Consider the following 26,943-nt stretch of genomic DNA (forward strand, 5'->3'; position numbering starts at 1 on the left):
AGATACGCCAGTGTCCAACCTGAATGCAGGAATCGCTTTTGCCGCCGGAGTGGCGTCGTTCATATCGCCTTGCTGTCTGCCGCTCTACCCGTCCTATCTATCTTATATTACCGGATTATCGGTGCAGGAGCTGAAGAGTGGGGGGGACAGCAAAGAGGTCCGTTTCCGGACCCTCTCGCATACGCTGGCCTTTATATTGGGCTTCTCGGCTGTATTCTATACCCTTGGTTTCGGGGCCGGACTGTTTGGTGAATTCTTCAACGGCCAGCGGGATCTGATCCGCCAGTTGTCGGCTATTCTGATTATTGTGATGGGGCTGTTCCTGCTTGGTGTTTTTCAGCCGCAGTTTCTGCTCCGGGAGCGCAAGCTGGAGCTGAAATGGAAGCCTGCGGGATATCTGGGCTCGTTTATCTTCGGCATCGGCTTCTCAGCGGGCTGGTCACCGTGCATCGGTCCCATTTTGACGGCGATTATTGCCCTTTCTGCCAGTGATCCGGGAACCTGGTTTACGTTGATTACGGCTTACAGCATCGGGTTTGCGCTGCCGTTCTTCGGACTCGCTTTTTTCCTGGGCGGCGCGCGGAAGATCCTGAAATATTCCAATCTGCTGATGAAGCTTGGCGGCACACTGATGGTGTTCATGGGCATTCTGCTGTTCACCGACCAGATGTTCCGGATAACGATCTGGCTGCAGGGGGTTACGCCGGAGTGGCTGATTTTCTAAGCCTAAATGTTAAGTGAAATAATCAATAGCCGCTTCCGGAAAATGTTCGAAAATCCGCTCTGTGATGAATTCGCGCAGGGCGGTTTGCTGTTCATCAGGGTAGACATATTTGTTCTGGCCCCACTTGCCCCATTTCTTCTTGCGCTTCTCAATATCCATCTCCAGCTTGGATTTCGGATAACGTTTCTCGATCACGGTCTTGGCCGTTTTGGTGAACCTGTGCTGGATCATTTCAAAAGTAAGACCCTTGCCAATTCCCGGCGGCAGCGTACGGGCCAGCTTCTCCAGCAGCTCGGCATAGCCTTCTTCCCAGCCGTCATGCCAGATGATCGGAGCGATGATGAAGCCAAGCGGATAACCGGCACGGGCAATCTGACCGGCAGCCTCAATCCGCTCCTCGAACCGGGAGGTGGCCGGCTCAAAATTCTTAATTACATAATCGGCGTTCACGCTGAAGCGTACGCGGGTATGGCCGTTATGCTTCAGTCCAAGCAAGGGCTCAACATGTTGATACTTCGTCACGAAGCGCAGCCGCCCGAGCGGCTCTTCGGCCATGAATTCAATTAGCTCCGTAAGCGAACCGGTAATATGCTCCAGCCCCAGCGGGTCCGAGGTACAGGCAGCTTCGAAGGTGGTAATCTCCGGGGCACGCTCGCCGATATATTTTTTGGCCGCATCGATGATGTCTCCAGTGTTTACATATACACGGATGTAAGGCTTGGAACCCAATGTAGTCTGAAGGTAACAATAATGACAGTGGCCCATACAGCCGGTAGCAATCGGAATCGCATAATCGGCAGACGGCTTGGACTGGTCAAAAGTCAGCGTTTTGCGGAGACCGACGACAAGTGTTCTTTTAGCGATTTTGTATTGCTCCACTTCGGTTTCGCCGGGCAGATTGGTGATCCGGTTATGCGAGGTGGTCATACGGAAGGGAATGTTGCGGGCCTTGACCCACTCCATAATCCGCTCCCCTTTGGGATAATTCAAGGCATCCGGTTCGAAAAAAACCAGCTCCGGAATGAAGAGACCCGTCGGCTTCCGCGGTCTTTTGGCAGGAGGGCGTTCAGGGGTAACTACGTTCATGAATTCACGCTCCTTATAGATGAGGATACCGTTATTGTGCCGTTAAGCGGGTGAATGAAATCATGGTAAACATCGCTAAGCGGAGAAGCGGCAGACCTGTAGGACTTGCCAAGGAGCGGCAGAAACATGTATCATTGTTAGAGCAAGGCCCGGCCCCATCGCCACGCTCAATATAGAAAAGAGGTAAAGTTAATGCCAACACCCAGCATGGAGGATTATTTGGAGCGCATATACAAGCTCATCGATGAGAAGGGTTATGCGCGGGTCTCGGATATTGCCGAGGGACTGGAAGTACACCCCTCCTCTGTGACCAAGATGATCCAAAAACTGGATAAGGACGAATATCTCATCTATGAGAAATATCGTGGGCTTGTCCTAACAAGCAAAGGAAAAAAAGTGGGAAAACGTCTTGTGGACCGCCATCAGCTGCTGGAGGAATTCCTCGGGCTTATTGGAGTTCAGCAAGAACATATTTATAAGGATGTTGAAGGCATTGAGCATCATTTGAGCTGGGATTCTATCACCCGGATCGAGACACTAGTGGAGTACTTCCGCCGGGATGAAGCGCGTCTGCAGACCTTATACGATATTCACCATGAAATGGTCAGTGATTCATAATTTTGGCTGTTTTTGTTTGATTAGCGCAACCTTTCCAGTTTTATTACGTCAAAACGGATACCGTTCCTTTTTCACCTAAGGAAGGACTCCGTTTACTAAAGAAACGGCCTTCTCCCTGATTCAAGGACGAGAAGGCCGTTTCTTTGTTATATCACTACAACATTTGGGAGGAATTATGAATTACCGTAAATGGATATTAGGGTTGCTGGTGGTTATGCTATGTCTGCCTGTGTGGACAACAAGTGCACACGCTGCTTCGGTGCAGATTACCATTGAACTGGATGGAGAGAGCTTAAGCACGGATGTTCCGCCTTATATTACGCGGACCAATGTTACTATGGTCCCTGTCGGGGTAGTCAGTAAAGGACTAGGTGCCGGTGTGGTCTGGGATCAGGCCAGTAAGACCGCTACAATCAGCAAGGGGAATAATGTGCTGAAGCTGACTAGCGGAAGCAAAAGTGCAATCGTTAACGGTGCTTCAGTCCCTCTGGATACCTCTGTGCAGATTACACAGGGCAGAGTGATGGTGCCGCTGCGGTTCGTCAGTGAGCAGCTCGGGCTGCAGGTAGTCTGGAATCAGGCTGCGAAGCATATTGCCTTATATTCAAATGTAGAGATTGGCGGGCCGTCTACACCTTCGACACCGTCTGTTCCGACAGTGCCGACACCATCCGTGCCAACGCCTGTAGTGCCGGCACCGTCCGTGCCAACGCCAACCGTACCTTCAATTCCCGGGGCCAAGACCGGAAAGGCGATGAAGGGCGCGTGGGTGTCCACCGTATTTAATCTGGACTGGCCGTCAACGGCTTCGGCCGGTAATGCAGACAAGCAGAAGAAAGAGTTCGACAGCATGCTGGACAAGCTGCAGGCTGCCGGTTTCAATAGTGTATTCGTACAGGTCAGACCCGCCGCAGATGCCCTGTATTCCTCACAGCTCGTCCCCTGGTCCAAGGTGCTTAGCGGTACCCAAGGGAAGGAGCCCGGCTATGATCCGCTCCAGTATATGGTCAGCAGCGCCCATTCACGCGGCATGCAGCTGCATGCCTGGTTCAATCCGTTCCGGGCAACTACCGATGCCTCCACTACAGGACTTGCCGCCAATCATGTGGCCAAGCTGCATCCAGAGTGGATCGTCAAAGCTGACAGTAAGCTGTACATAAATCCGGGTATACCGGAAGCGCGGCAGCATATCATTGACACCGTAATGGAAGTGGTCAGAGGGTATGACATTGACGGTGTGCATCTGGATGATTATTTCTATCCTTCCAACGTAACCTTTGCCGATGATACGGCATTCAAGACCTACAACTCTCAGGCAATTGCCACCAAGGGAGACTGGCGCCGGGATAATATCAATCAGTTCATCCGGCAGCTGGGGGCAGAGATTCATGCGGTGAAGCCGGCAGTTTCGTTTGGCGTCAGCCCCTTTGGGGTATGGCGCAATAAAAAGGCGGACAGCACCGGCTCAGATACAACGGCAGGCGTGTCTGCGTATGATGACATGTATGCGGATGTACGCACATGGATTAAGAGCGGCTGGGTCGACTATGTGGCTCCGCAGATATACTGGAGTCTCTCTTTCAGCGCCGCCCGTTATGACAAGCTGGTCGACTGGTGGGTGAACGAGGTCACAGGCACGGGCGTCAAGCTGTATATCGGCCTGGCCTCCTACAAAGTAGGGGATACCAAACAAACTGCGGAATGGCAGAGCGGCGATCAGATTATCAACCAGCTGAAATATAACGAGAAATACGATGAGGTTTCCGGCAGTATCCTGTTCCGGGCCAATGATATTGTGGTCCGTGATCCATTTGGCCTGGCCAGCCTGCTCAGCTTTTATTTCAAGTCATAGTCAGTCATGAATAGTCCCCCGTGCTCATAGATAAGCAATAAGATCTATGGAACGGGGGATTCTTATGTATGGAGATTAACGCAGTTTTTGAAGGCGGAGGCGTGAAGGGGATTGCGCTCGCAGGTGCGGTGGAGGCAACGGAGCGGGCGGGCCGGACCTTCAGGAGAGTAGCCGGAACCTCTTCAGGCTCCATTATTGCTTCGCTGCTGGCCGCCGGTTATAACGGGGAGGCGTTGAGCCGGATCATCAGGGAGACGCCCTTCACATCCTTTCTCAAGCGCGGAGCACTGTATAACACCGCTGTAATAGGACCGGCAATCCGTGTGCTGATCAAAAAAGGCCTGTACTCGGGCCAGGCTCTGGAATCCTGGATCCGCGGCATTCTGCTGGAGAAGGGTGTGGTTACGTTCAGCGATCTGCCGCGCGGCAGGCTGACAGTTATCGCTTCAGATATTACTAACGGGAGGATTGTCGTCTTGCCGGATGATCTGGAGCTCTATGGGATTTCACCAGACTCCTTTGAAGTCGCCAAGGCAGTGCGGATGAGCTGCAGCATTCCCTACTTCTTCGATCCGGTGATGCTGCGGCTGAACGGAGAGGCAGCCCGGAGAAAGTCTTTTGCCGAGCAGTTTGTGTATATGGTGGACGGGGGGATGCTGAGCAATTTTCCGCTGTGGCTGTTTGATGAGAAGAAGGATGGCTTCCAGTCCCCAGAGCGCCGTACGCCCACGGTAGGCTACCAGTTGATCGGTAAGACACAGCCGCAGCCTCACCGCATTACCGGGCCGTTCAGCATGCTTCAGGCTATGGTAGGAACGATGCTCTCTGCCCATGATGAACGTTATATCGAGACGGATAAATTCGTACGCACTGTCAAAATTCCCACGCTGGGCATTTCCACCACCCAGTTTCATATCTCACCGGAACAGAGTGAGGCGATCTATACTGCGGGGCTGACGGCAGGAGAGGATTTTTTCAAAAATTGGCGGCCGCCGCTTAGTACCCTTCCATATATTCACCCGGCATAAGCGCCGGATCTGAATTATAACCAAAAAAGGCATCCCGCATGTCGTAACGACAATGCGGAGATGCCTTTTGTTGCTTGAATCTTAGCGGATAGCCGGGAGTTCAATGATATTTGGGAAGCTGGTCGTCGTTCTTACCTTTGCTGCCTTCAATCACCTGGAATGGATAGGTTTTACGCTTGCCGGGTGAGGCGGCCTGGGTTTTGCGGATACCCGCAACCTTGGACATCGTCTTGGCCGAAGGCTTGACTTTGGTACGCGGCCGTCCGGGACCGCCGTTTGTTCTGCCGGGAACGATCTTGTACGCATAATACAGCAGCGCCAGCAGAACTAGCGGAAGAATAAAGATAGATAGGGCAGCAAGGCCGCGTATCATAAATTCCGTTACCAGCCCCCATGCTGCGAGAGCTATTGAAATCCAAAAAATCAAAGCATGTCTGATCATGGGCTAATCATCCTTTCGCAGGATCCAAAATGCCGCCTGACACACTTGCCTCCGAATATCCTCTTGCTTCAATTGCGGCATCCAGCTCCCGCATCCGGTTGAACGAGGCGATGGACACCTCAACCATATCGTCTTTAGGTTCTTTGGTCGTCAGCAGCTGCAGCCACAGACCCGGATACCCCAGATACTTGAGCCCGGGAATATCTCTCACGGCATTGGTGCCCTTCAGCACCTCAAAGGAGATCCCGATGACTACCGGCAGGAGAATAATCCGCTGCAGTACCCGTTCCATAAGATTATCCCATGGGACAACAGAGTAGATAATCACACCGAGGATAATGGTCAGCATCATGAAGCTGCTTCCGCAGCGGTAATGCAGACGGCTGTATTTCTGTACATTCTTAACAGTCAGTTCTTCGCCGGCTTCAAAAGCACTGATTACCTTATGCTCGGCACCGTGATACTGGAACAGCCGTTTGATCACCGGAGTCTGTGAAATCGCAAACAGATAAACGAGCAGGAGAACCAGCTTAATGCCGCCTTCAACAAGGTTGTGCAGAATATAGTTATCGAATGCATTCTTGAATAAAAAATCTTCTACGAATACCGGCACCAGTGTGAAAATAACCTTGCCGAAAAGGAAAGAAAGAATACCCATGACAGCTACGCCGAAAATCATACCGAGGCTCCAGCCTTCATCTTTCTTCTTGTCTTTATCTTTCTCTTTCTGCTTGGCAAGCTCTTCAGGCTCTGTCTCATCCTCGGCATAGGATTCCGCCGAATAATTCAGGTGCTTCGAGCCTTTGGCGCTGGAATCTATAATACTGACAATGCCGCGAAGCAGCGGAATCTTGCGCAGTTTAAGGACCCAGCTCTTATCGCTCTTCGGCACCTCCAAAAATGTGATTTCCTGATTCTTCCTTCTTACGGCTGTTACGTTGATATGCTTGCCGCCGAACATGACGCCTTCAATGACGGCTTGGCCGCCGTAACTGGGAGTTTCCTGGGACAACCAATTCACCTTCCCGTATTTTAATGTGATTTATATAATACATTGTAACTAATTTTTAAGCACATTACTAGTTGGATTGCCGTTTGCTGTACATACTAGTCTATAGAGAGCGGAGTGGAAACCGGATTAACCCTATATTGAAAGTGAGGCTGCTCTATGAGTTCTTCCAACAAGCAAAAGTCAGTCCATACGAATCCGTTTTATTTTGCCATTGAACTGGGATTTTTCGCCGGCATCATCTGGGGAGGAGCCCGCTGGCTGATGTATGTCCTGCATTTCACCAAGGTGATTCCGGGATTTTTGGCGGAGCCCTTCTTTAAACATGAATTTTTGGTGTCGCCCGCCGGGCATCTGCTCGGATATTTATCCTTTATCGTCTTCTCGGTGATCGTTTCCCTGGTCTACGTGCTTATCTTCCGCAAGCTGAAGGGGCCTTGGCCGGGGATGATTTACGGTGTGCTCTGGTGGTCGGCCCTGTTCCTTGCCGGCTCCTGGCAGTTCCTGATGCAGCCGCCTTTCAGACTGCCCTGGAACTCTGTAATCAGTGAATTTTGCCTCTTTTTGCTCTGGGGATTATTCATCGGATATACGGCGGCGATTGAGTATACCGATGAGCGGAAACGGGAGCAGCAGACAAAGCTGGCTTAAGCGTCCGAAAAAACTTCTCAGGTGGCATGCCACTATGTTAAAATACAATGTGGCTATTTCGAGAGGAGAATGAAAATGAGCAACAAGCGCGTCTCCAAGCTGCGTAAGGTTTTGCAGGAACAGGGACTGGATGCGATGTTAATTACCAGCGGCTATAACCGCCGCTATTTGAGCGGATTCACCGGCTCCTCCGGTTATGTGCTGGTTACCGGTGATGACAGTTATCTGCTGACTGACTTCAGGTATATGACACAGGCCTCGGAACAGGTAAACGGCCTGAAGGTTGTTCAGCATGCTTCGAAATTCATTGACACCGTACGCGAGCTGCTGCCGCAGGGCGGACAAGTCCGGGTTGGATTCGAGCAGGATGATGTAAGCTTCAGCGCGTACACTGCCTATGCGGCGGCTCTGCAGCCGGCTGTTATGGTGCCGGTATCCAAAGCCGTGGAGAATCTGCGCATGTTCAAGGACGAAGAAGAGCTGGCTGTCATGCAGCGGGCGGCCGATCTGGCCGACGCCACGTTCAGTCATATCCTGAATGTGATCAAACCAGGCATGACTGAACGTGATGTCGATCTGGAAATGGAATTCTACATGCGTACCCATGGTGCAACCTCGTCTTCATTCGATACGATCGTTGCTTCCGGCGAACGCTCGGCCATGCCGCATGGCGTAGCCAGCAGCAAGATCATCCAGAACAATGAATTCGTAACCTTCGATTTCGGCGCTCTGCTGGACGGATACTGCTCCGATGTAACACGTACGATTGCTCTGGGATCGCCAGATCCCAAGCTGAAGGAAATCTATGATATTGTGCTTGAAGCGCAGCTGCATACGCTGGCACATATCAAGCCGGGCATGACCGGCCGCGAATGCGATGCCCTGGCCCGTGATATTATCACCCGTTACGGATACGGGGAGTATTTCGGCCACAGCACAGGCCATGGCCTGGGCATGGAGGTTCATGAATCTCCGCGTCTGTCCAAGCTTGCCGATGAAATTATGGAGCCGGGCATGGTTGTTACCGTTGAACCGGGAATTTATCTCTCCGGCCTCGGCGGCGTGCGGATTGAAGATGATATTGTCATTACCGAAAGCGGCATCGCGCTGCTGACACATTCGTCTAAGGAATACACGGTACTGTAAGACAAACTTATTCAGTTAATTCATCGATTCCAGGAGGGATTTTTAGTGATTTCAGTTAATGATTTCAAGACAGGCTTGACCGTAGAAGTAGAAGGGGATATCTTCACCGTCATTGATTTCCAGCACGTGAAGCCGGGTAAAGGCGCGGCATTCGTCCGCTCCAAGCTGAAGAACCTGCGTAACGGCAATACCGTTGAGCGCACATTCCGTGCAGGCGAAACAATCGGCCGCGCGATCATCGAGAACCGTGGTGTACAGTACCTGTATGCCAGCGGTTCCGAGCATGTATTCATGGACAACGAAACATATGACCAGTTCGAGTTGACTGAGAAGCAGCTGGAGTGGGAGCTTAACTTCCTGAGAGAGAATATGACGGTAAATATCGTCAGCTACCAGGGTGAAATCCTCGGGATCAACCTGCCTACAAGTGTTGAACTGAAGGTTACTGAAACAGAACCGGGCGTTAAAGGCAACACGGCTCAAGGTGCAACTAAAGCGGCTGTTCTGGAAACCGGACATACTGTACAGGTTCCATTGTTCATTAATGAAGGCGATGTTCTCCTGATCGATACCCGTGAAGGTAAATACATCTCCCGCGCGTAGTAGCTTACGTAGCTCCGGATTCAACGTTATTCAAGACGGCCTCCCCGCAGTATGCGGCGGAGGTTTTTTGTACAGCTTCAGCTGAATATAATTTGCCGTGCCAGGCATAGAGGAATGGCCATGTTCGGAAAATTGGGCGCTTTTTTTGTGAAACCATTAACGCATGTTATGATTTTCGTATTATACTGTGTTAAAGCGAAAACCAAATAAAAGCTACTACTTACAGCGAAATAGGGAGTGAATGGGACTTTGTCACTTTATGTCATGAAATTCGGAGGCAGCTCCGTCGGCGATATTGAACGTATGAAGCGTGTCGCCAAGCGCATCGCAGATAAGCAGGATGAGGGACATCGCTGCGTTGTGGTTGTGTCCGCTATGGGGGATACAACAGATGAACTGATCGATCAGGCTAAACAGCTGAACGGGCAGCCTCCCGCACGGGAAATGGATATGCTGATGACTACGGGGGAACAGATCTCTGTAGCGCTTCTGTCCATCGCTCTTCATGGAATCGGGCGGAATGCTGTATCCTATACAGGCTGGCAGGCCGGGTTCCGAACCGATGAGACCCATGGCCGTGCGCGGATTAGTGAAATCGTTCCACGCCGTGTTCTGGAGTCGCTGGAGCGTGAGCAGATTGTTATCGTTGCCGGGTTCCAGGGGATGACACTGGACGGTGAGATTACCACGCTGGGCCGCGGAGGTTCGGATACAACGGCGGTTGCGCTGGCTGCTGCGATCAAAGCGGATGTCTGCGAAATCTATACCGATGTAGACGGCATCTATTCCACAGACCCGCGGATTGTGAAGACTGCGCGGAAGCTGAAGGAAATCTCGTATGACGAGATGCTGGAGCTGGCTAATCTCGGTGCAGCCGTGCTGCATCCGCGTGCAGTGGAATATGCCAAACGATATCAAGTGAAGCTGGTCGTCAGATCGAGCTTTAACCATAATGAAGGAACTGTTGTGAAGGAGGAAGCAAGTATGGAGCAGGGTGTAGTAGTTAGCGGCATCGCGTATGACAAGAATGTGGCCCGGATCAGTATTCTGGGAGTTCCGGATGTTCCGGGTGTACTCGCCCAGGTCTTCGGCAAGCTGGCTGAAGAGGGTGTGGACGTCGATATCATCGTACAGAGCGGCGTTCAGAATCAGACCGCAGACTTCTCCTTTACAGTAGCCCTTAGCGATCTGGAGAAGGCTAAGCAGGTCATTGAAGGATTGCACAGTGTGCTGCCGTACCGTGAAGTGACTTCCGAGGATAGTCTGGTCAAGGTGTCCATTGTCGGCGCCGGCATGGTCAGCCATCCGGGGGTCGCGGCCCAAATGTTCGAGGTGATCTCGAACGAAGGTGTGAGCATCAAGATGGTCAGCACCTCGGAGATTAAGGTTTCCTGTGTCATTGAATCCGGCAATCTGCAGCAGATTATTCAGGCGCTGCATACGGCTTATAATCTCGACACCGCAGAGCAGGCCTTCGTCGGAGGCCCGCAGGACCGCCGCTAAGCTTCTGGTCTATAATTCTGCAGCATGACAATATCAGGGATGTTTCTTTGGCCGGAAGGCTGGAGGGCATCCCTGTTTGGCGTCTGGTGGCAGGTGAGCCCTGAATTGATTTGGGGCTTGAGCGAAAAACCGACTACAATGCGCCAACGATAGGGTAGATGGGCTAAATGTATGAGAAAAACCGAATACAATGCGCCAACGATAGGGTAGATGGGCTCAATGTATGCGAAAAACCGAATACAATGCGCCATCGATAGGGTAGATGAGCCGAATGTATGCGAAAAACCGAATACATTGTGCCATCGATAGGGTAGATGAGCCAAATGTATGCGAAAAACCGAATACATTGTGCCATCGATAGGGTAGACGAGCCAAATGTATGCGAAAAACCTAATACATTGTGCCAACGATAGGGTAGATGAGCCGAATGTATGCGAAAAACCGAATACATTATGCCATCGATAGGGTAGATGGGCTCAATGTATGCGAAAAACCGAATACAATGCGCCATCGATAGGGTAGACGAGCCAAATGTATGCGAAAGAACGAATACATTATGCCAATGATAAGGTAGATGAGCCGAATGTATGCGAAAAACCGAATACATTGTGGCATCGATAGGGTAGATGGGCTCAATGTATGCGAAAAACCGAATACATTGTGCCATCGATAGGGTAGACGAGCCAAATGTATGCGAAAAACCGAATACACTGTGCCATCGTCAATGTAAAGCGAATAATGTATAACACAAAGACACAAAGACAACATCCTATTAGTAACTAACCATCATTAGTCAAAAAGAGTGCTGTTCCCCGCGCGAGCGGAGAGCAGCACTTTTTTTGCATAGTAAATGTGGCTAGCAACGGTATAGGCGATATGCTTAATTGTAATTGTACTTTGTACAACTAAATCGTCTGATTTACTAGCGATTATCCATATAGTTGTATTTCGTACAATTAAACTGACTTTGTACCTTGATTCCCGCCCATTTAGGCGAATTTAGTTGTACGGAATACAGTTATAAGATGTCCGCATCCCTTTTCGCTGGTTTTAATTGCACATTATACAACTATCCTCGTTTAACTCAATCGTCTGAACCGGCCCATAATCTCCACCGTCTCCAGCACGTTGACGAAGGATTTCGGATCTGTCTCAAGAATCGTCTTGCGCAGGTCAGCCAGCTCGTAGCGGGTAGTTACCGTCATCAGCATCGTATTGCCTTCATGACTGTACCCGCCCTCCGCATTTACGACGGTGACGCCGTGCGGCAGACAGGTCAGGCGGTTCAGCATTTTCTCGCGCTCCTTCGTGACAATGAAGCAGGTCAGCTTGACGTGGCGGATGTGGATCATGTCAACTACACGGCTTTTGACGAAAATACAGAGCATCGCGTACAGCGCCGAATCCCAGCTTTTGAAGAAGCCCAGGCTTAGGATGACCAGACCGTCCATCACGAACAGCACGGTTCCCATAGGAATGTCCCGCTTGCGGGTAATAATGGAGCCCAGAATATCGAATCCGCCGGAAGATCCCCCCGCACGCAGCGAGAAGCCGACACCGCCGGCAATGATCACACCGCCGAAGATACTGGCCAGAATCGGGTCCTTGGTAAGCTTCACCACAGGGATGATATTCAGGAACCAGGTAGTGGAGATAACCGACAGCATGCTATAGCAGATGTATTTCTTCCCCACGGCTACGAAACCCCAGATCAGGATCGGCAGGTTGATGGCGAAATAATACAGCGAGATATACTTAGGATTCGTTAGGTAGCCAATAATGGATGCCGTCCCGGCCACGCCGCCGCTGAGCAGCTGATGCGGAATCAGGAACAGCCGGAGCCCGCCCGCTACCAGAAAGGCTGAAAAAATGATAATGGCTACTTCTTTTACCTGTCTGGCTACTGTTCCCGATACGAGCGGTACTACGAAATTACGAACTTGCATGACTGTGATCCCCTCTTTTTCCGATGTCTTTATCTACATTTCTGCGGCGCTCGGACCCACTCCAGAAGCAGTTAGGAAGGCTTAGTTTCTCCAGCTGCCTGCCCTTCTATTTTCCAAAGCTCCATTTTTTTGCACGCGCAAAATTAATTTTATCATACCGATGATATTTTTTTATAGAGGAGAGCACTATGATTTCTTTCACACCTGCTTAAATCTCTGCTAGCTTCCTGCATTTCTTCTTGTCTAAAGTGGACAGCTTCTGCATATCCATGGATAACAGCTTGTTTATTGCGCAGCGGATTCTTTGGTATCCATAGATTTGTACAAGGGAGTTGAACAGTTTGGACAAGTATGTGAGCTGGATGGCGGGACTTCGGCTGCTGTCAGGCAGTGTAGAGATTGCTGCTGCACTGATTATGCTGAGGCTGAACCAGGTGGATAAGGCGCTTGCGGTTAATTCCGGGCTGGCGCTGGTCGGGCCGACAATCCTGATTCTGACCACAGCGGTCGGCCTGACGGGGATGGCCCAGCAGCTGTCGTGGGGCAAGCTCGGCTGGATCGGCTGCGGCGTGGCCTTTCTCTTAATCGGCATTCTGAAGAAATGATAGATGATAGTCATAAAGTACAAGTACAAGCATAAATATGGAATAAAGCTATTAAGTAGAGGACAACTTGGGGGTACTTTGTATGGCAAATGATTGGCTTCTATTGTTTCCCGAAAAAGTAAGAGCGCTGCTCGGCGGCCTCCCCGCTGCGCTCCTGGACAAGGTGGAGGAAGTGCGCGTCCGTGAAGGACGGCCGCTCGAGATTAATTACTCCGGCAAATATCATTTTGTCGGCGTGGACGGCAGTCTGACACAGCTTCCCGTTGAAGCCTACAAGCCGGACCGGGAGGATACGCACCGGCTGCTGGACCTGATCAGCAATCATTCGCTGTATACGATGGAAGAGGAGCTGCGCAAGGGCTTCATCACGATTCCCGGCGGGCACCGCATCGGCTTATCCGGCCGGACAGTCTTAAGCGGCGGGGGGGTTGAGCATCTCCGCGATATTACCGGCTTCAATGTGCGGATTGCCCGCGAAGTGCACGGGCTGGCAGACGGCGTGCTGCCTTATCTGCTGGACCGGGGACGGCAGCGGATTATGCATACGCTGATCCTCTCGCCGCCGCAGCATGGCAAGACCACGCTGCTGCGCGACCTCGCCAGGCAGATCTCGGCCGGAGGGCAGGGCGGACGCGAGGGCAGCCGCCCCGGTCTCAAGGTCGGCATCGTCGATGAACGCTCGGAGATTGCCGGCAGCCGCCGCGGAATCCCCGCCTTCGATGTCGGCCCGCGCACGGACATTCTGGACGGCTGTCCCAAAGCGGAAGGCATGATGATGATGATCCGCTCGCTGTCGCCCGACGTGCTGATCGCCGATGAGATCGGCCGCCTGGAGGATGCGGATGCAGTAACCGAGGCGCTGCACGCCGGCATCTCGGTAGTCGCTTCCGCGCATGGCAAGGAAGTGTCCGAGCTGGCCCGCCGGCCCGGCCTTGGCGGTCTGCTGGAGCACCGGATGTTCGAGCGGTATGTAATCCTGCACCGTTCGGAGTCAGGCCTGTCCTTCCGCATCCTGGACGCCCAGAAGCGCGGGCTGCTGCTGATCTCTCCGGAAGAGCGGATAGGCGGTGACCGGCATGCTTAAGCTGCTCGGGGCAGTGCTCATCGTGCTTGCGGGCACGCTGGCCGGCTTCAAGCGGGCTGCCCAGTATGCTGACAGGCCCCGGCATATCAGAGGCCTGATCGCAGCGCTGCAGCGGCTGGAGACTGAGATCCAATACGGCTATACCCCGCTGCCGGAGGCGCTGCGCCGGATCGGGATGCAGAGCAAGGAACCGCTGAGAGCATTCTTCCTCACCGCAGCGGAAGAGATGAGCCCGCCGCATAACTGCAGCGCCGAGGAAGCCGTGCAGCGGTCCATGGAGATTCACTGGAGCAGCGCTTCCCTGAAAGGAACAGAGAAGGAAATTTTCCGGCAGCTCAGCTGCACACTCGGAACCAGTGACAGATCGAATCAGAGCACGCATATTGCACTGGCTTTACAGCAATTGAAGCAGGAAGAGACAGCGGCCAGAGAAGATCAGGGCAAATATGAAAAAGTGAGCAAAAGCCTGGGTCTGCTGCTTGGAGCATTGATCGTCATTTTGATCTTTTAGCGAGGTGCCAGGAATGAATATTGAAGTCAACGCGATCTTTCAGATTGCCGGCATCGGCATCATTATCGCCATGATCCACACGGTGCTTAAGCAGATGGGCAAAGAGGACATAGCTCACTGGGTAACAATTGTTGGTTTTATCATCGTGCTGTTCATGGTCATCCGCATGCTGGACGGACTGCTTCAGGAAATCAAAACGATCTTTCTTTTTCAATAGGCTGGGGGTATGGAAATCATTCAAGTAGTGGGAATAGGAATTCTGTCGACCGTCCTCATCCTTGTCCTGAAGGAACAAAAGCCGATGTTCGCTTTTCTGCTGACTACTGCGGCAGGCATACTGATTTTTCTGTTCCTGATCGGCAAGATCGGAACGATTCTCGGCACGCTGGAGCGGGTGGCAGAATCCTCCGGGATGGAAATGATCTACATCAAAACCGTGTTTAAAATCATCGGCATTTCGTATATCGCGGAGTTCGGGGCACAGATCGTGCGGGATGCCGGACAGGAATCGATCGCTTCCAAAATCGAGCTGGCCGGCAAGGTGCTGATCATGGTGCTGGCCGTACCGATTATAAGCATCATTATAGAAACGGTGATGAAGCTGCTGCCTGCCTGAGATTCAGACGGAGTAGCGGTAGGCCACAGGAAAGCGGGGTGAGGGTGTGCAGGAGCGCAGTATTTTTCGTCCGCCAAAAGGGTGCAGGCTGCTCGTTCTGCTCCCCTGTCTGCTGCTTCTGCTGTGTGCAGGAACCGCTTATGCAGCTCCGGCTTCTCAAGCGCAGACACAGACACAGACACAGACACAGACACAGACACAGACACAGACACAGACGCAAGCGCAAACTGGAGGCAGCGGAGGGTCCTCCTCCCCTGTAGACCAGTGGGTGAAGGGGCAGGTCGAGAGCCTTCCGACAGACGGGGTGGAGACGTACTGGGATCAGCTGATGAAGGACTACGGGGGCTTCTTCCCGGAAGGGAAAACACCCTCGCTGATGGATATGCTGCTGCCCGGAGAAGACGGATTAAGCTTCAAAAGCGTATTGTCCGGCCTGACCCGCTTCATGTGGCATGAGGTGCTCTACAACGGCAAGCTGCTGGTTACGATTGTGATGATCAGCGTGCTGAGTATGATTCTGGAGACGCTGCAGACCGCTTTTGAACGGAAATCCGTCAGTAAAATCGCTTATATGCTCTGTTACATGGTGGTACTGGTCATTGCCGTGAACAGCTTCAACATCTCCATCGGCTACGCCAAGGATGCCATTGACCGGATGATCGACTTCATGATGGCGATGATTCCGCTGCTGTTCGCACTGCTGGCTTCGATGGGCAATATCGTAACGGTGTCGGTGACCCATCCGCTGATCGTGTTCATGATCCATACAGTGGGTACGATGATTCACACCATAGTGTTCCCGCTGCTGTTCTTCTCGGCGGTGCTGCATCTGGTGAGTGCGATGTCGGAGAAATATAAGCTGACCCAGCTGGCCAACCTGCTGCGCAATATCGGGGCCGGATTGCTCGGAGTACTGCTTACCGTCTTTCTCGGGGTAATCTCGGTCAGAGGAATCACCAGCTCGGTCACTGATGGTGTAACCATCCGCGCCGCCAAATATATCACAGGCAATTTCGTGCCGGTTATCGGCAAAATGTTCGCAGATGCCACAGATACCGTGATTTCTGCATCACTGCTGGTGAAGAACGCCATCGGGCTCTCGGGGGTCATTATCATCCTCTTCCTCTGTGCTTTCCCGGCAATCAAAATTCTGGTGCTGGCCCTGATCTACAACGTAGCCGCCGCCGTTATGCAGCCGCTGGGTGAAACGCCGATTGTGACCTGCCTGCAGACGATCGGCAAAAGCATGATCTACGTGTTCGCCGCGCTGGCTGCCGTATCGCTGATGTTCTTCCTGGCCGTCACCATCATGCTGACCGCCGGCAATGTCACCGTAATGATGCGGTGAGGCGGATATCATCCAGGTCCGGTTGTATGAGATATGAGGCAGGTTGTGTAAACAAACTTTCAGGAGGTGCGCCATGAGCTGGCTCAGCGGATGGCTCCATGAACTGATTCTGGTGGTGCTGATGGCCGCGTTTGTCGAGATGCTGCTGCCCAGCAAATCCATGGAACGCTATGCCAGGCTGGTGCTCAGTCTGCTGGTTCTGCTGACGATGCTTAGTCCGATCGTCTCCATGCTCAAGGGGGACGCCAGCAAGGAGCTTAGTCTGGCCATGGAGCAGCAGGAGCGGAGCGGCGGGCTGCTCTCAGGTACTGGGGACGGCGCGGACTCGCTGGAGAAGATTCTGGCGGACGGGCGGATGCTGGCAGAGGGGGCGCGTGATCAGAGCCTGAAGCTTGCCGCCGAAGAAATAGCAGGGCAGATGCGCGATCAGATTGCCGGCAGCACCGGCATCCGTGGTGTGAATGTTACGGTGACGCTGGGCATGGGGCCGAATCCGAGTGCGCCTCTGGGCGAAGAGGTGCCGGTGATCTCTTCGGTCACAGTAGATATGCCGGTGGCGGGAGCGGTTGCTGCAAGCGGCATACCGGGTTCAGCAGAGGGCTCACAGCCTGCTGCAAGCCCGGCACCCGAACCGATACGGATTACCCCTGTAGAACCGGTCCAGGTCAGCCTGGACAAGGACGGGGCAGCAAGTGAAGGCTCTGGAGCCGCAACGGGTGCTTCGCAGCCTTCAGCCGCAGGAAACGGGACGCAGGAGGAACAGGCGGCAGCGGTTATAGAGGCCGAATCGGTCAAAAGGCTGCTCGAGCAGAACTGGAACCTGGACCCGGATTCGATACATGTGCTGAGCGGCGGCACCAGCGCCGTGAAATCATAAGACAGAGACCAGGGAACACAAGGCAGAATGCCATATACAGAAGGAGGGAAATTAATGGCCAATTGGCTGAAAAAGCTGGAGCAGTGGGCCGGCGGCGGAAGCGGCAATCCGAAGAGGAGTCATACTTTCCGCTGGCTGATCATTATTGGCTTGCTGGGCGTTGCTATCATGCTGTTCAACTCCTTCGTGAATGTGAAGAAGCTGGACAGCGAGAATACGGGACGTGAACCGCCCGTAAGCGAGACCTCTCAGGCGGTCCTGCAGCAGGAGGCGGTGCAACCCAATTCTTTTGACAGCATCGAGCTGGCGATGGAGAACCGGACGAAGGAGATTCTGGAGAAAATCGTCGGGGTCGGCACAGTTGACATTATGGTCACCGTGGATTCCACAGAGGAAATAGTCGTGCAGCGCAATATGAATGATTCGCAGGCGCAGAGTGAGGAAACCGATGCCAGCGGCGGGAAACGCCATACTACACAATACACCAGGGACGGCGAAATCGTAACCTACAGCCAGTCCGGCGACGAAACCCCGATTATCACCAAACGGATCAAACCCCAGGTGCGCGGTGTGCTGGTTGTCGCCAAAGGGGCAGAGAATAAAGTGGTGCGTAACCTGATCGAGCAGGCTGTCGAGAAAGGGCTGAACGTGCCGAGCTACCGGATCTCCGTCGTTCCGCGCAAGCAGGAATAGGCGTTCAGCTTACTATCCAGACATACGCAAGCAAATTCGTAGAGGCATATTCAATAAAACTTTTAGGAGGAATCACAAATGAAGGGCAAAAGACAAACGATTTGGCTGGTTTCGATGCTCAGTTTAATGGTGGTGCTCTCGGCTTATTACCTGTTCACGGAAGACACAGGAGCTTCCATTCCCAAAGAAACCGCGGGCAGCATTCAGGTGGACACCGTGAAGGACGGGACGGGCGGCGGGACCGCTACTACGCTTGACAGCGGGCTCGTGATCAACGAAGTAACAACTGATGATTCCGTTACTGCCGATGCGGGAGCCCAGACAGATGACAGCAAAACTGCTGCTGTAACTGAGGATGCCGGCAAAGATGCTGCAGACAAGACCGCAGCCGCTGCCGTGACGGATGACAGCACATCCGCAGCAGTAACAGATGACAGCAGCGCAGCAGCTAACAGCTCCAAAGCTGACAAGGATACGGCCGCAGCAGATACAGCGGACAAGACAGAGAAACCGGCTGCAAGTGCCGACAAATCAGCAGCAGCTTCCACAGAGAAGACTCCGGCCAAGGATGATGCGGCTATTTTGGATGAAGTAGCTTCCCAGAGCGTATCGGCCAGCAGCATGTTCACGAATTACCTGTATGAACGCGAGCAGCAGAATCTTAAGGACCACAATGATCTGCTGGCCCTGATTAATGACATGGATAAGACACCTGCGGAGAACGCGGTTGCCCAGGAACAACTCAGCAAGCTGGAGGAAAAAGAATCCAAAATCACCGGAATTGAAGAGCAGCTTCAGCAGAAATACGGTGAAGCTATTGTGAAAGAGGAAGCCGGAGATGCGTACACAATCGTAGTGCTCAGCGATAAGCTGGATGTGAAGCAGGCCGTGGGCATCGTTGACCTTGTAATGAAAGAACTGAGTGTGTCCCAGGACAAGATTAAAGTCCAATACGTATCGGAACAGTAAGCCCTCCTGAATTAAATGAAAGAAAATAGAATAAAATGCCGAAAGAGCCCGGGCACGTCCCGGGCTCTTTCCATTTCTAGCGTTTGTGATATAATACATAAAGTTATCTTGAAATATAAGAAGAATACGCAGGCAGCGGTTATCCTGAAAGCGATTCTAAAGAACCGCAAGCAGACCGAATCACAGGTTTCCCGGGAAGAACGGAATATCGTACCCTGTTTATCTGCGTCCAAAATGGCTTCGAGAGAAAGCTGAAGGAGTGAACTACCCAATGTTCAAGTTAAGCGAGATTAAGGAATTAATTAAATTGCTGGACCAGACCTCTTCCGTACATGAGCTGGAGATTGAAAGCGAAGGTATGAAGCTGGCTATCCGCAAACCGGATCGCCCTGAAGCTGATGGAACAGCAATCCAGGCGACTCCTTATGCCTACCCCTTTACGCCAGCACCGCAGCCGCAAAGTCCGCAGCATGTTGCTCCTCCGGTTGTCAGTGAAGTTCCTGCTGTAACGCAGCAGCAAGCATCCTCCGCTGAAGGCGCATTACATAAAATCGTCTCTCCGATGGTAGGGACCTTCTATAGTGCTGCTTCTCCGGAAACACCGTCCTTTGTAAGTGTGGGAGACCGGGTTCATGAGAAATCAACGGTCTGCATCATTGAAGCCATGAAGCTGATGAATGAGCTGGAAGCGGAAGTGAAAGGCGAAATCGTCTCCGTCCTGGCCGAGAACGGCCAGTTAGTGGAATACGGCCAGCCGCTGTTTCTGGTGAGAGCGGAATAATTGCCGCGAGAATCATGAGGAGCCTGCAAGCTTCGCTAAACTTTGGGAGGAAAAGCATGAACATTCAAAAAGTGTTGATTGCCAACCGCGGCGAAATCGCGGTCCGCATTATCAGGGCCTGCCGTGAACTGGGCATTTCCACCGTAGCAGTCTATTCGGAGCCGGACCGGGATTCACTGCATGTCCGTCTGGCTGATGAAGCGTACTGTATTGGTCCGATGCCCGCCAAGGACAGCTATCTGAATTTTACAAATATTATGAGCGTAGCTACGCTCACCGACTGTGATGCCATTCATCCCGGTTATGGCTTCCTGGCCGAGAATGCGGATTTCGCGGAGATTTGTGAATCCTGCAATATTACATTTATAGGCCCTTCTCCGGATGCGATCACACGGATGGGTGACAAGGCTGTAGCCAAAGAAACCATGAAGCTGGCCGGAGTTCCGATTATTCCGGGCTCTGACGGGCTTGTCGGCGACATAGAGGAAGCGGTTATGCTGGGCCGTGATATTGGTTATCCGATCATCGTCAAGGCCACAGCAGGCGGCGGAGGCAAAGGCATCCGCATTGCCGAGGACGAAGCATCACTGGTGAAGCAGATTACAGCTGCCCAGCAGGAAGCGCAGAAGGCTTTTGGCAACGCTGGTGTGTATCTTGAGAAATTCCTGACTGGCATGAAGCATGTGGAGATTCAGATTATCGCCGATAATCATGGCAATGTAGTCCATCTGGGTGAACGGGACTGCTCCGTGCAGCGCCGCCGCCAGAAGCTGATTGAAGAAGCGCCTTGCTCCGTGCTTACCCCGGAAGTCCGTGATGCAATGGGTCAAGCGGCTGTACGGGCTGCGCAGGCGGTTAATTACTCGGGAGCGGGTACGCTGGAATTCCTGCTGGGGCCGGACGGACAGTTCTACTTCATGGAGATGAACACGCGTATCCAGGTTGAGCATCCGGTAACTGAGATGGTCACGGGCGTAGATCTGATCAAGGAAATGATCTCTGTGGCGGAAGGCAACCCCTTGTCCTTCACCCAGGAGGATATTGTGATCAACGGCTGGTCAATCGAATGCCGTATTAACGCCGAGGACCCTGAACGTAATTTCATGCCGTCTCCGGGCAAAATCGGCTTCTATCTGCCGCCGGGCGGACTTGGAGTGCGGGTGGACAGCGCGGCTTATCCGGGCTACACCATTTCACCTTTTTATGACTCGATGATCGCCAAGCTGATCGTCTGGGCGCCGACGCGCTATGAAGCCATTGCCAAGATGAAACGGGCTTTATCCGAATTCGCTGTGGAAGGCATACATACAACCATACCTTTCCATCAGAGATTGCTGGAGCATCCGGTATTTTTGGACGGGAATTTCGATATCAAATTCCTGGAAGAGTATGAAATTTAGGACGACTTCTCATTGTTTGTCATAAAGTTCGTCAAATGATATAGTATGTTTAATAAGAGACGTGCTGCCTGCTTGAAATGCCCGAATAACTTTTTTACCGGAAAGGTGTGAAGTCCAAAATGAGTACATTGCCGACAGAATACGAACGTACGGAAATTGGTGAGATCCAGATTGCTCCTGAAGTGATCGAGGTTATCGCAGGTTTGGCAACCGTAGAGGTTAAAGGCGTGGCCGGAATGAGCGGCGGTTTCGCCGGAGGAATCGTGGAGCTTCTCGGACGCAAGAACTTGTCTAAGGGCGTTAAGGTTGAAGTTGGACAACGCGAAGCTGCAGTGGATGTATCCGTAATCATTGAATACGGCAACCGTCTTCCTGAAGTGGCTGCTGAAATTCAGCGCAACGTTAAGCGTTCCATCGAAACCATGACCGGTCTGACTGTGGTAGAAGTGAATGTGCATATCCATGATGTGCAGTTCAGAAACGCCACAAGTGTTGACAAAAGCGAAGATACAGACGCGGTTATCCGCGTGAAGTAAAGGCCTTTGTTCTTCCATAAACCCCCGACGTACGTCGAGGGTTTACCTTAATTTAAGGAGGTTATGTGACTCGTGGCCAAAATTCTGGACAGGCTTCTGCTGTTCCTTTACAGCTTAAGTATCGGAATACTATCTGTAATTGCCATCCTCCTCTTGAGCGGCGCCATTCCGGACACGTTTGAGATTCCTGACGGGCCGGGGGCCTATATCGCTGCGATTACAGCTGCGGTTATTCTTTTCCTGCTGAGCATCCGTTTCTTCTACATCTCCCTGCGCCGCGACCGTGCTTCCCTGCCGTCCGTGGATCAGCGTACAGAGTATGGGGACATCCAGATCTCCATGGAAACCATCGAGAACCTCAGCCTCAAGGCTGCAGGCAAAGTGAAGGGCATCCGTGATCTGAAGTCGCGCATCCGCGTCTCGCAGGCCGGACTTGAAATTATGATCCGGGCAGTTGTGGACGGCGAGCATTCCCTGCCTCTGCTTACTACGGAGGTGCAGCGCCAGGTGCATGATTTCGTGCAGGAAACAACCGGAATTCCGGTAGCGGATGTATCTGTATATATTGCTAACCTCACACAGTCACCAAGCTTCAAAAGTCGAGTGGAATAGAGGTGAGTTTCCCTTATGTCTTGGAGAGAAGTATGGGAAAGTCACGGGGGTAGAATTGCCGGAGTTACCTTCGGGGTCGTTCTCGGTCTGATTTATCTGATTAGCGGTTTTTGGGATATGCTGTTCTTTGCACTGGTAGTGTTCATCGGATATACGCTTGGCAAAAGAAAGGATACCGCACAGGCTCCCCTGTTTCAGTGGCAGGAGCTCGTGAGCCGGCTGTCCGGACGCTGGCGTCCCTTCAAATGAACCGCGATAGTCTTTCTCCCGGAAGCCTGGAACCCGTTACTTTGAGTTGCTGACCTGCGGAAGAACGGCTGCGCGGTTTTTTGGTAAGAAGATTTAAGAAATTCAAATACAAAGTATGCTAGTTAAAGACTGTAGGAGGAACAAATGAAAAGACGTTTAGCGAGAGAAATTATTGTCCAGAGCCTGTACCAGATGGAAATGAATGATGTGGAAGTTACTGAGGCTGTAGAAATGCTCATTGAGGAAGCTGCAGATGAGAACGAAACAGAACGCGTCATCACTGACGAGACCGAGCTGAAGGCTTATGTGATCGCCCATGTAAACGGAGTCTGGGAGCACAAAATGGCCATCGACGAAATGCTGGAGCATTACCTCAAAGGCTGGCAGATGAGCCGCCTGTCCCGTGTTGACCGTCAGATTCTGCGTCTGGCCACGTTCGAGATGATCTTTGCCAGTGATGTGCCGGCTAAGGTAGCTGTCAATGAGGCAATTGATCTGGCCAAGCATTTCGGCACCGATGATTCCGGTAAATTCGTGAACGGCGTACTCGGCAAGATGATTCAGGATGTAGATACGCTTAGAGCGGATCTGTAATCGTTAAATAGACAAAAGGGGAGAGACTTACATGACAGCAGCGATTATCAGCGGTAAACAGGTATCGGACGAAATTCGGATCAGCATTGCCCGGGAGGTTGCAGAGCTTACGGAACGTGGCGTTAAGCCCGGTCTTGCTGTCGTTCTGGTCGGTGAAGATCCGGCTTCTCAGGTCTATGTGCGTAATAAGGAGAAATCATGTATTGAGCTGGGCTTCCATTCCGAGGTTCACCGGCTAGATGCGGCAACCAGCCAGGAGGAGCTGCTCGCTCTGGTGGCTGATCTGAACGGCCGTGATGATATTGACGGCATTCTCGTGCAATTGCCGCTTCCGAAGCATATTGAAGAGAAGGCAGTCATTAATGCCATTTCCGTGGAGAAGGATGTTGACGGGTTCCATCCGGTCAATGTAGGGAACCTGGTGATCGGTGATGACAGTCTGCTCCCTTGTACCCCTGCGGGAGTCATCGAATTGATCAAACGGACAGGCACTGATATTTCCGGCAAGCATGCTGTGGTTATCGGCCGCAGCAATATTGTCGGCAAGCCGGTGTCCCTGCTGCTGCAGCGTGAGAATGCCACGGTTACCATGTGTCATTCACGCACCGCGAATATGGCTGAACTCAGCCGCCAGGCAGATATTCTGGTAGTTGCCATCGGCCGGGCTAACTTCATCGATGCTTCCTTCGTGAAGCCGGGTGCAGTTGTCATAGATGTCGGAATGAACCGCCTGGATACCGGCAAGCTTGCCGGTGATGTCGATTATGAGAGTGCCCGTGAAGTCGCCGGGTTTATTACGCCTGTGCCGGGCGGAGTAGGGCCGATGACGATCACGATGCTGATGAGCAACACGCTGATCGCGGCCAAACGCCGCCACGGCCTGAAGTAGGCTAAGCTTATGGCGGCAGAGCGGCAGGTCTACTCCATTAAGGAACTTAACAAGTATATCCGCATGAAGCTGGATTCGGATGCGGTGCTCTCCGATGTATGGATCCGCGGTGAAATATCGAATTTCACCCACCACGGAAGCGGGCATATGTATTTCACACTGAAGGATGAGAGCAGCCGGATCAAGGCGATCATGTTTGCTTCACATAACTCGCGGCTGCCTTTTGTACCGAAGGAAGGAACCAAGGTCATCGCCAGAGGCAACGTGACGGTCTATGAACGGGATGGGCAGTATCAATTCTACGCCACCCACATGCAGCCGGACGGAATCGGCAGCCTGTATCTGGCTTACGAACAGCTGAAGAGCAAGCTGGAGCAGGAGGGGCTGTTCGCAGCGGCGCGCAAGCGTCCGCTGCCGCGGTTCCCGCGCGTGATCGGTGTAGTTACCTCGCCGACAGGAGCGGCAGTGCGGGATATTATCATCACCCTGCAGCGCCGTTATCCGCAGGTGGCGGTGGTGCTCTATCCCGTGCTTGTACAGGGTAAAGGCGCCGGCCCTTCCATTGTGAAGGCCATCGAGAACCTGAACGCCATGGGCGAGGCCGATGTGCTGATTGTAGGGCGCGGCGGCGGCTCCCTGGAGGAGCTCTGGGCCTTCAATGAAGAGGCCGTCGCCCGGGCGATTGCGGCCTCCAGAATTCCGGTCATCTCGGCCGTCGGCCACGAGACCGACTTCACGATCGCCGACTTCGCCGCCGATCTCCGTGCGGCAACCCCTACGGCGGCAGCGGAGCTTGCCGTGCCGAGCGCAGCCGAGCTCGCCGGGCAGCTGCGCACCGCCCAGCAGCGGCTGCGCCAAGGGCTGCTGCGCCGCTCCCAGCGCAGCGGCGAGCGCCTCGCGGCGCTGCAGCGCTCGCTGGTGCTGGCCGGCCCGCGCCGGCAGCTGGCCCAGCACGCGCAGCGGCTGGACATGCTGCGCGCGGCCCTGGTCCGCGCAGCCGAGGCAAGGCACAGCCGCGCGCAGGGGCGCAGCGCGCTGCTGCATCAGAGCCTGCAGCGCTTCCATCCGCAAGGCAGCATCAGCGCTGCCCGCCGGCGCACGGATAGCCTTACCCGTGAGCTGACGGGGGCGATGCAGGCGCGCTTCCAGGATAAGCGCGCGCGCTATGTGGCTGAGCTGCGCCATCTGGATGCGCTCAGCCCGCTCAAGGTGATGTCACGGGGCTACAGCCTCGTGTACGACGAGAACGAAGAGCATTTAATCAAATCGCTGAAGGAAGTTGAAGTAGGCGATAAGGTGAACATAAAGCTTAATGACGGACAGCTAAACTGCCAGGTATGGGGAATGAAGGAGGATGTTGAAACGAATGGCAAAAGAAGCGGAACTGGATTTTGAGGGAGCCATGGAGCGCCTGGAGGGAATCGTACGCGAGCTTGAGCATGGCGACGTTCCCCTGGAGAAGGCGATTGATTTATTCCAGCAGGGAATGAAGCTGTCGCAGCTCTGCGGCAGCAAGCTGGAGCAGGTAGAGCGCAAGATCGAGATGATTACGGTAGAGGATGGCGAGCTGCGCAAGAAGCCATTCGGAGCCCGGCTGGAAGGCGATGGCGATGAGTCGTTCTGAGCTGGAACCGGGCAGCAGCGAAGCGGAAGCGCACGGACGCGAACCGCTTGAACAGTACATTGCAGAGGTGGGCCACTGGGTCGCTGATGCACTGACGGCAACCCTGCCTGCGCAGTGGACTGTGCCTCAGGTGCTCAGGGAGGCGATGGACTACTCGCTGCAGGCTGGAGGCAAACGCCTGCGCCCGCTGCTGGTCATCGCCGCCTGTGAGGCCCTGGGCGGCAGCCGTGAGGCTGCGTTGCCCGTAGCGGCAGCGATTGAAATGGTGCATACCTATTCATTGATTCATGATGATCTGCCGGCCATGGATAATGACGACTACCGGCGCGGCAAGCTCACGAACCACAAGGTCTTCGGGGAAGCTGCGGCGATCCTGGCCGGGGATGCACTGCTGACGCATGCATTCTATAGTGTGGTACAAGCTTCACGCAAATTTGGCGTTCCGGCGGAGCATGTGCTGTCCATCGTTGAGGATCTGGCCGAAATGGCCGGGCCGCGCGGAATGGTCGGCGGGCAGGTTGCCGATATGGAAGGCGAGCAGGGCTTAACCGATCTGCATCAGCTTCAGTATATCCATCTTCATAAGACAGGCGATCTGATGATCTTCTCGCTGCTGGCGGGAGGCAGAATCGCCGGTGCGGATGAGCGTCAGCTGGAGGCGCTGCGCCAGTTCGGTACGCAGATTGGCCTGGCTTTTCAGATTCAGGATGATATCCTTGATCTGGTCGGCGATGAGAGCAAGCTGGGCAAAAAAACCGGCAGTGATATCAAGCAGCAAAAGGTGACCTATCCCTACTTCATCGGCCTGGAAGCCTCGCGTGAAGAGGTGAAGCGGCTGACCGCTGAAGCGCACAGCGCGGTCCTTGAGGGCGGATTTCAGGATCATACCCGGCTGCTTGAAATTGCAGATTATTTGATGTCACGCGATCATTAGGTACATTTCGGAA

31 protein-coding genes are annotated in these 26,943 nt (G+C 53.1%); 27 read left to right on the plus strand and 4 right to left on the minus strand.

Translation table 11 applies throughout. The features are described from left to right. Window positions 1–10: 10 nt before the first annotated feature. Window positions 11–724, plus strand: coding sequence for a cytochrome c biogenesis CcdA family protein (locus tag NYE33_RS16685; protein ID WP_336103065.1), 714 nt, complete (start codon window positions 11–13; stop codon window positions 722–724). 9 nt (window positions 725–733) lie between these two features. Here the strand turns inward: NYE33_RS16685 and splB are convergent, their stop codons facing one another. Next, window positions 734–1,810: a spore photoproduct lyase gene (gene splB, locus NYE33_RS16690; RefSeq protein WP_171716778.1), complete on the minus strand. Its 1,077-nt coding sequence runs from the start codon at window positions 1,808–1,810 to the stop codon at window positions 734–736. A 192-nt stretch (window positions 1,811–2,002) separates the two neighbouring features. Here splB and mntR point away from each other — a divergent pair, with 192 nt between their 5' ends. From mntR to NYE33_RS16705, 3 genes are all read left to right on the plus strand, one after another. Further along, window positions 2,003–2,428: a transcriptional regulator MntR gene (mntR, locus tag NYE33_RS16695; RefSeq protein WP_039295471.1), complete on the plus strand. Its 426-nt coding sequence runs from the start codon at window positions 2,003–2,005 to the stop codon at window positions 2,426–2,428. Between the two features lie 175 nt (window positions 2,429–2,603). Next, window positions 2,604–4,280, plus strand: a complete 1,677-nt coding sequence (locus tag NYE33_RS16700; protein WP_336103064.1) for a family 10 glycosylhydrolase — start codon at window positions 2,604–2,606, stop codon at window positions 4,278–4,280. Window positions 4,281–4,348: 68 nt separating this feature from the next. Next, a complete protein-coding gene (locus tag NYE33_RS16705; protein ID WP_341066722.1) occupies window positions 4,349–5,308 on the plus strand; it encodes a patatin-like phospholipase family protein in 960 nt (319 codons plus the stop codon). A gap of 100 nt (window positions 5,309–5,408) precedes the next feature. Here the strand turns inward: NYE33_RS16705 and NYE33_RS16710 are convergent, their stop codons facing one another. Continuing rightward, window positions 5,409–5,750: a hypothetical protein gene (locus NYE33_RS16710; protein WP_039295475.1), complete on the minus strand. Its 342-nt coding sequence runs from the start codon at window positions 5,748–5,750 to the stop codon at window positions 5,409–5,411. A gap of 7 nt (window positions 5,751–5,757) precedes the next feature. Beyond that, complete coding sequence (locus NYE33_RS16715) at window positions 5,758–6,711, minus strand: DUF1385 domain-containing protein (protein WP_445669815.1); 954 nt, start codon at window positions 6,709–6,711, stop codon at window positions 5,758–5,760. Window positions 6,712–6,918: 207 nt separating this feature from the next. On the opposite strand from NYE33_RS16715, the gene NYE33_RS16720 reads away from it, so the two are divergent. The 4 genes from NYE33_RS16720 (at window position 6,919) to NYE33_RS16735 (ending at window position 10,662) form a co-directional block, all read left to right on the plus strand. Beyond that, window positions 6,919–7,410: a YqhR family membrane protein gene (locus NYE33_RS16720; protein WP_341066725.1), complete on the plus strand. Its 492-nt coding sequence runs from the start codon at window positions 6,919–6,921 to the stop codon at window positions 7,408–7,410. Between the two features lie 75 nt (window positions 7,411–7,485). Further along, on the plus strand, window positions 7,486–8,556 hold the full coding sequence (locus NYE33_RS16725; protein WP_042138741.1) for a M24 family metallopeptidase: 1,071 nt from the start codon (window positions 7,486–7,488) through the stop codon (window positions 8,554–8,556). Window positions 8,557–8,601: 45 nt separating this feature from the next. Continuing rightward, window positions 8,602–9,159 carry an elongation factor P gene (gene efp / locus NYE33_RS16730; protein WP_039295482.1) on the plus strand — a complete coding sequence of 186 codons (558 nt, stop codon included), beginning with the start codon at window positions 8,602–8,604 and terminating at the stop codon, window positions 9,157–9,159. A 249-nt stretch (window positions 9,160–9,408) separates the two neighbouring features. Further along, window positions 9,409–10,662, plus strand: a complete 1,254-nt coding sequence (locus tag NYE33_RS16735) for an aspartate kinase (RefSeq protein WP_039295541.1) — start codon at window positions 9,409–9,411, stop codon at window positions 10,660–10,662. A 1,079-nt stretch (window positions 10,663–11,741) separates the two neighbouring features. Here NYE33_RS16735 and NYE33_RS16740 read toward each other — a convergent pair. Beyond that, window positions 11,742–12,608, minus strand: coding sequence for a YitT family protein (locus NYE33_RS16740; protein WP_042138739.1), 867 nt, complete (start codon window positions 12,606–12,608; stop codon window positions 11,742–11,744). Window positions 12,609–12,949: 341 nt separating this feature from the next. Between NYE33_RS16740 and NYE33_RS16745 the strand changes: the two genes are divergently transcribed. The 19 genes from NYE33_RS16745 to NYE33_RS16835 all read left to right on the plus strand — a co-directional run bounded on the left by NYE33_RS16745 (window position 12,950) and on the right by NYE33_RS16835 (window position 26,930). After that, entirely contained in the window at window positions 12,950–13,213 is a 264-nt protein-coding gene (locus tag NYE33_RS16745; protein ID WP_042138738.1) for a YqhV family protein, read from the plus strand. 82 nt (window positions 13,214–13,295) lie between these two features. Continuing rightward, window positions 13,296–14,297 carry a stage III sporulation protein AA gene (gene spoIIIAA / locus NYE33_RS16750; RefSeq protein WP_042138737.1) on the plus strand — a complete coding sequence of 334 codons (1,002 nt, stop codon included), beginning with the start codon at window positions 13,296–13,298 and terminating at the stop codon, window positions 14,295–14,297. After that, window positions 14,290–14,808, plus strand: a complete 519-nt coding sequence (gene spoIIIAB / locus NYE33_RS16755) for a stage III sporulation protein SpoIIIAB (protein WP_039295486.1) — start codon at window positions 14,290–14,292, stop codon at window positions 14,806–14,808. Before spoIIIAA ends, spoIIIAB begins: the two co-directional genes overlap by 8 nt. A 13-nt stretch (window positions 14,809–14,821) precedes the next feature. Beyond that, on the plus strand, window positions 14,822–15,025 hold the full coding sequence (spoIIIAC, locus tag NYE33_RS16760) for a stage III sporulation protein AC (RefSeq protein WP_020426549.1): 204 nt from the start codon (window positions 14,822–14,824) through the stop codon (window positions 15,023–15,025). 9 nt (window positions 15,026–15,034) lie between these two features. Further along, the gene (gene spoIIIAD, locus NYE33_RS16765; RefSeq protein ID WP_039295491.1) at window positions 15,035–15,424 is read left to right on the plus strand and encodes a stage III sporulation protein AD; all 390 of its coding nucleotides are present in this window, start codon (window positions 15,035–15,037) and stop codon (window positions 15,422–15,424) included. An 88-nt stretch (window positions 15,425–15,512) separates the two neighbouring features. After that, complete coding sequence (gene spoIIIAE / locus NYE33_RS16770; protein ID WP_445669816.1) at window positions 15,513–16,772, plus strand: stage III sporulation protein AE; 1,260 nt, start codon at window positions 15,513–15,515, stop codon at window positions 16,770–16,772. Between the two features lie 73 nt (window positions 16,773–16,845). Further along, window positions 16,846–17,649 (plus strand): stage III sporulation protein AF, encoded by an 804-nt coding sequence (locus NYE33_RS16775; RefSeq protein WP_076245606.1) that lies wholly within the window; start codon window positions 16,846–16,848, stop codon window positions 17,647–17,649. Between the two features lie 54 nt (window positions 17,650–17,703). Next, window positions 17,704–18,342: a stage III sporulation protein AG gene (spoIIIAG, locus tag NYE33_RS16780; RefSeq protein ID WP_039295496.1), complete on the plus strand. Its 639-nt coding sequence runs from the start codon at window positions 17,704–17,706 to the stop codon at window positions 18,340–18,342. Between the two features lie 78 nt (window positions 18,343–18,420). Then, window positions 18,421–19,311 (plus strand): SpoIIIAH-like family protein, encoded by an 891-nt coding sequence (locus NYE33_RS16785; RefSeq protein WP_076245603.1) that lies wholly within the window; start codon window positions 18,421–18,423, stop codon window positions 19,309–19,311. 271 nt (window positions 19,312–19,582) lie between these two features. Further along, on the plus strand, window positions 19,583–20,092 hold the full coding sequence (accB, locus tag NYE33_RS16790; protein ID WP_039295500.1) for an acetyl-CoA carboxylase biotin carboxyl carrier protein: 510 nt from the start codon (window positions 19,583–19,585) through the stop codon (window positions 20,090–20,092). A gap of 56 nt (window positions 20,093–20,148) precedes the next feature. Then, window positions 20,149–21,492 carry an acetyl-CoA carboxylase biotin carboxylase subunit gene (accC, locus tag NYE33_RS16795; RefSeq protein WP_039295502.1) on the plus strand — a complete coding sequence of 448 codons (1,344 nt, stop codon included), beginning with the start codon at window positions 20,149–20,151 and terminating at the stop codon, window positions 21,490–21,492. A 119-nt stretch (window positions 21,493–21,611) separates the two neighbouring features. Beyond that, window positions 21,612–22,028 (plus strand): Asp23/Gls24 family envelope stress response protein, encoded by a 417-nt coding sequence (locus NYE33_RS16800; protein ID WP_039295505.1) that lies wholly within the window; start codon window positions 21,612–21,614, stop codon window positions 22,026–22,028. A 72-nt stretch (window positions 22,029–22,100) separates the two neighbouring features. After that, the gene (gene amaP, locus NYE33_RS16805; RefSeq protein WP_039295507.1) at window positions 22,101–22,640 is read left to right on the plus strand and encodes an alkaline shock response membrane anchor protein AmaP; all 540 of its coding nucleotides are present in this window, start codon (window positions 22,101–22,103) and stop codon (window positions 22,638–22,640) included. Window positions 22,641–22,655: 15 nt separating this feature from the next. Then, window positions 22,656–22,889 (plus strand): DUF2273 domain-containing protein, encoded by a 234-nt coding sequence (locus NYE33_RS16810; protein WP_042138734.1) that lies wholly within the window; start codon window positions 22,656–22,658, stop codon window positions 22,887–22,889. A 144-nt stretch (window positions 22,890–23,033) separates the two neighbouring features. Then, window positions 23,034–23,483 (plus strand): transcription antitermination factor NusB, encoded by a 450-nt coding sequence (gene nusB / locus NYE33_RS16815; protein WP_042138733.1) that lies wholly within the window; start codon window positions 23,034–23,036, stop codon window positions 23,481–23,483. A gap of 31 nt (window positions 23,484–23,514) precedes the next feature. Continuing rightward, complete coding sequence (gene folD, locus NYE33_RS16820; protein WP_042237848.1) at window positions 23,515–24,372, plus strand: bifunctional methylenetetrahydrofolate dehydrogenase/methenyltetrahydrofolate cyclohydrolase FolD; 858 nt, start codon at window positions 23,515–23,517, stop codon at window positions 24,370–24,372. 9 nt (window positions 24,373–24,381) lie between these two features. Next, complete coding sequence (gene xseA, locus NYE33_RS16825; RefSeq protein ID WP_076245595.1) at window positions 24,382–25,767, plus strand: exodeoxyribonuclease VII large subunit; 1,386 nt, start codon at window positions 24,382–24,384, stop codon at window positions 25,765–25,767. Beyond that, window positions 25,739–25,996 (plus strand): exodeoxyribonuclease VII small subunit, encoded by a 258-nt coding sequence (gene xseB / locus NYE33_RS16830; protein WP_039300434.1) that lies wholly within the window; start codon window positions 25,739–25,741, stop codon window positions 25,994–25,996. Before xseA ends, xseB begins: the two co-directional genes overlap by 29 nt. Next, window positions 25,983–26,930, plus strand: coding sequence for a polyprenyl synthetase family protein (locus NYE33_RS16835; RefSeq protein WP_341066730.1), 948 nt, complete (start codon window positions 25,983–25,985; stop codon window positions 26,928–26,930). Before xseB ends, NYE33_RS16835 begins: the two co-directional genes overlap by 14 nt. The last annotated feature ends 13 nt before the right edge of the window (window positions 26,931–26,943 follow it).

Origin of the sequence: Paenibacillus sp. FSL R10-2199 (assembly GCF_038000235.1) — a bacterium.
GTDB lineage: Bacteria > Bacillota > Bacilli > Paenibacillales > Paenibacillaceae > Paenibacillus_AQ > Paenibacillus_AQ phytohabitans.

Coding starts and splice junctions, on each gene's coding strand:
- splB (WP_171716778.1), bottom strand. CDS start 1,810: ATGAACGTAGTTACCCCTGAACGCCCTCCTGCCAAAAGACCGCGGAAG.
- mntR (WP_039295471.1), top strand. CDS start 2,003: ATGCCAACACCCAGCATGGAGGATTATTTGGAGCGCATATACAAGCTC.
- NYE33_RS16700 (WP_336103064.1), top strand. CDS start 2,604: ATGAATTACCGTAAATGGATATTAGGGTTGCTGGTGGTTATGCTATGT.
- NYE33_RS16705 (WP_341066722.1), top strand. CDS start 4,349: ATGGAGATTAACGCAGTTTTTGAAGGCGGAGGCGTGAAGGGGATTGCG.
- NYE33_RS16710 (WP_039295475.1), bottom strand. CDS start 5,750: ATGATCAGACATGCTTTGATTTTTTGGATTTCAATAGCTCTCGCAGCA.
- NYE33_RS16715 (WP_445669815.1), bottom strand. CDS start 6,711: ATGTTCGGCGGCAAGCATATCAACGTAACAGCCGTAAGAAGGAAGAAT.
- NYE33_RS16720 (WP_341066725.1), top strand. CDS start 6,919: ATGAGTTCTTCCAACAAGCAAAAGTCAGTCCATACGAATCCGTTTTAT.
- NYE33_RS16725 (WP_042138741.1), top strand. CDS start 7,486: ATGAGCAACAAGCGCGTCTCCAAGCTGCGTAAGGTTTTGCAGGAACAG.
- NYE33_RS16740 (WP_042138739.1), bottom strand. CDS start 12,608: ATGCAAGTTCGTAATTTCGTAGTACCGCTCGTATCGGGAACAGTAGCC.
- spoIIIAA (WP_042138737.1), top strand. CDS start 13,296: ATGGCAAATGATTGGCTTCTATTGTTTCCCGAAAAAGTAAGAGCGCTG.
- spoIIIAB (WP_039295486.1), top strand. CDS start 14,290: ATGCTTAAGCTGCTCGGGGCAGTGCTCATCGTGCTTGCGGGCACGCTG.
- spoIIIAC (WP_020426549.1), top strand. CDS start 14,822: ATGAATATTGAAGTCAACGCGATCTTTCAGATTGCCGGCATCGGCATC.
- spoIIIAD (WP_039295491.1), top strand. CDS start 15,035: ATGGAAATCATTCAAGTAGTGGGAATAGGAATTCTGTCGACCGTCCTC.
- NYE33_RS16775 (WP_076245606.1), top strand. CDS start 16,846: ATGAGCTGGCTCAGCGGATGGCTCCATGAACTGATTCTGGTGGTGCTG.
- spoIIIAG (WP_039295496.1), top strand. CDS start 17,704: ATGGCCAATTGGCTGAAAAAGCTGGAGCAGTGGGCCGGCGGCGGAAGC.
- NYE33_RS16785 (WP_076245603.1), top strand. CDS start 18,421: ATGAAGGGCAAAAGACAAACGATTTGGCTGGTTTCGATGCTCAGTTTA.
- accB (WP_039295500.1), top strand. CDS start 19,583: ATGTTCAAGTTAAGCGAGATTAAGGAATTAATTAAATTGCTGGACCAG.
- accC (WP_039295502.1), top strand. CDS start 20,149: ATGAACATTCAAAAAGTGTTGATTGCCAACCGCGGCGAAATCGCGGTC.
- NYE33_RS16800 (WP_039295505.1), top strand. CDS start 21,612: ATGAGTACATTGCCGACAGAATACGAACGTACGGAAATTGGTGAGATC.
- NYE33_RS16810 (WP_042138734.1), top strand. CDS start 22,656: ATGTCTTGGAGAGAAGTATGGGAAAGTCACGGGGGTAGAATTGCCGGA.
- nusB (WP_042138733.1), top strand. CDS start 23,034: ATGAAAAGACGTTTAGCGAGAGAAATTATTGTCCAGAGCCTGTACCAG.
- folD (WP_042237848.1), top strand. CDS start 23,515: ATGACAGCAGCGATTATCAGCGGTAAACAGGTATCGGACGAAATTCGG.
- xseA (WP_076245595.1), top strand. CDS start 24,382: ATGGCGGCAGAGCGGCAGGTCTACTCCATTAAGGAACTTAACAAGTAT.
- xseB (WP_039300434.1), top strand. CDS start 25,739: ATGGCAAAAGAAGCGGAACTGGATTTTGAGGGAGCCATGGAGCGCCTG.
- NYE33_RS16835 (WP_341066730.1), top strand. CDS start 25,983: ATGAGTCGTTCTGAGCTGGAACCGGGCAGCAGCGAAGCGGAAGCGCAC.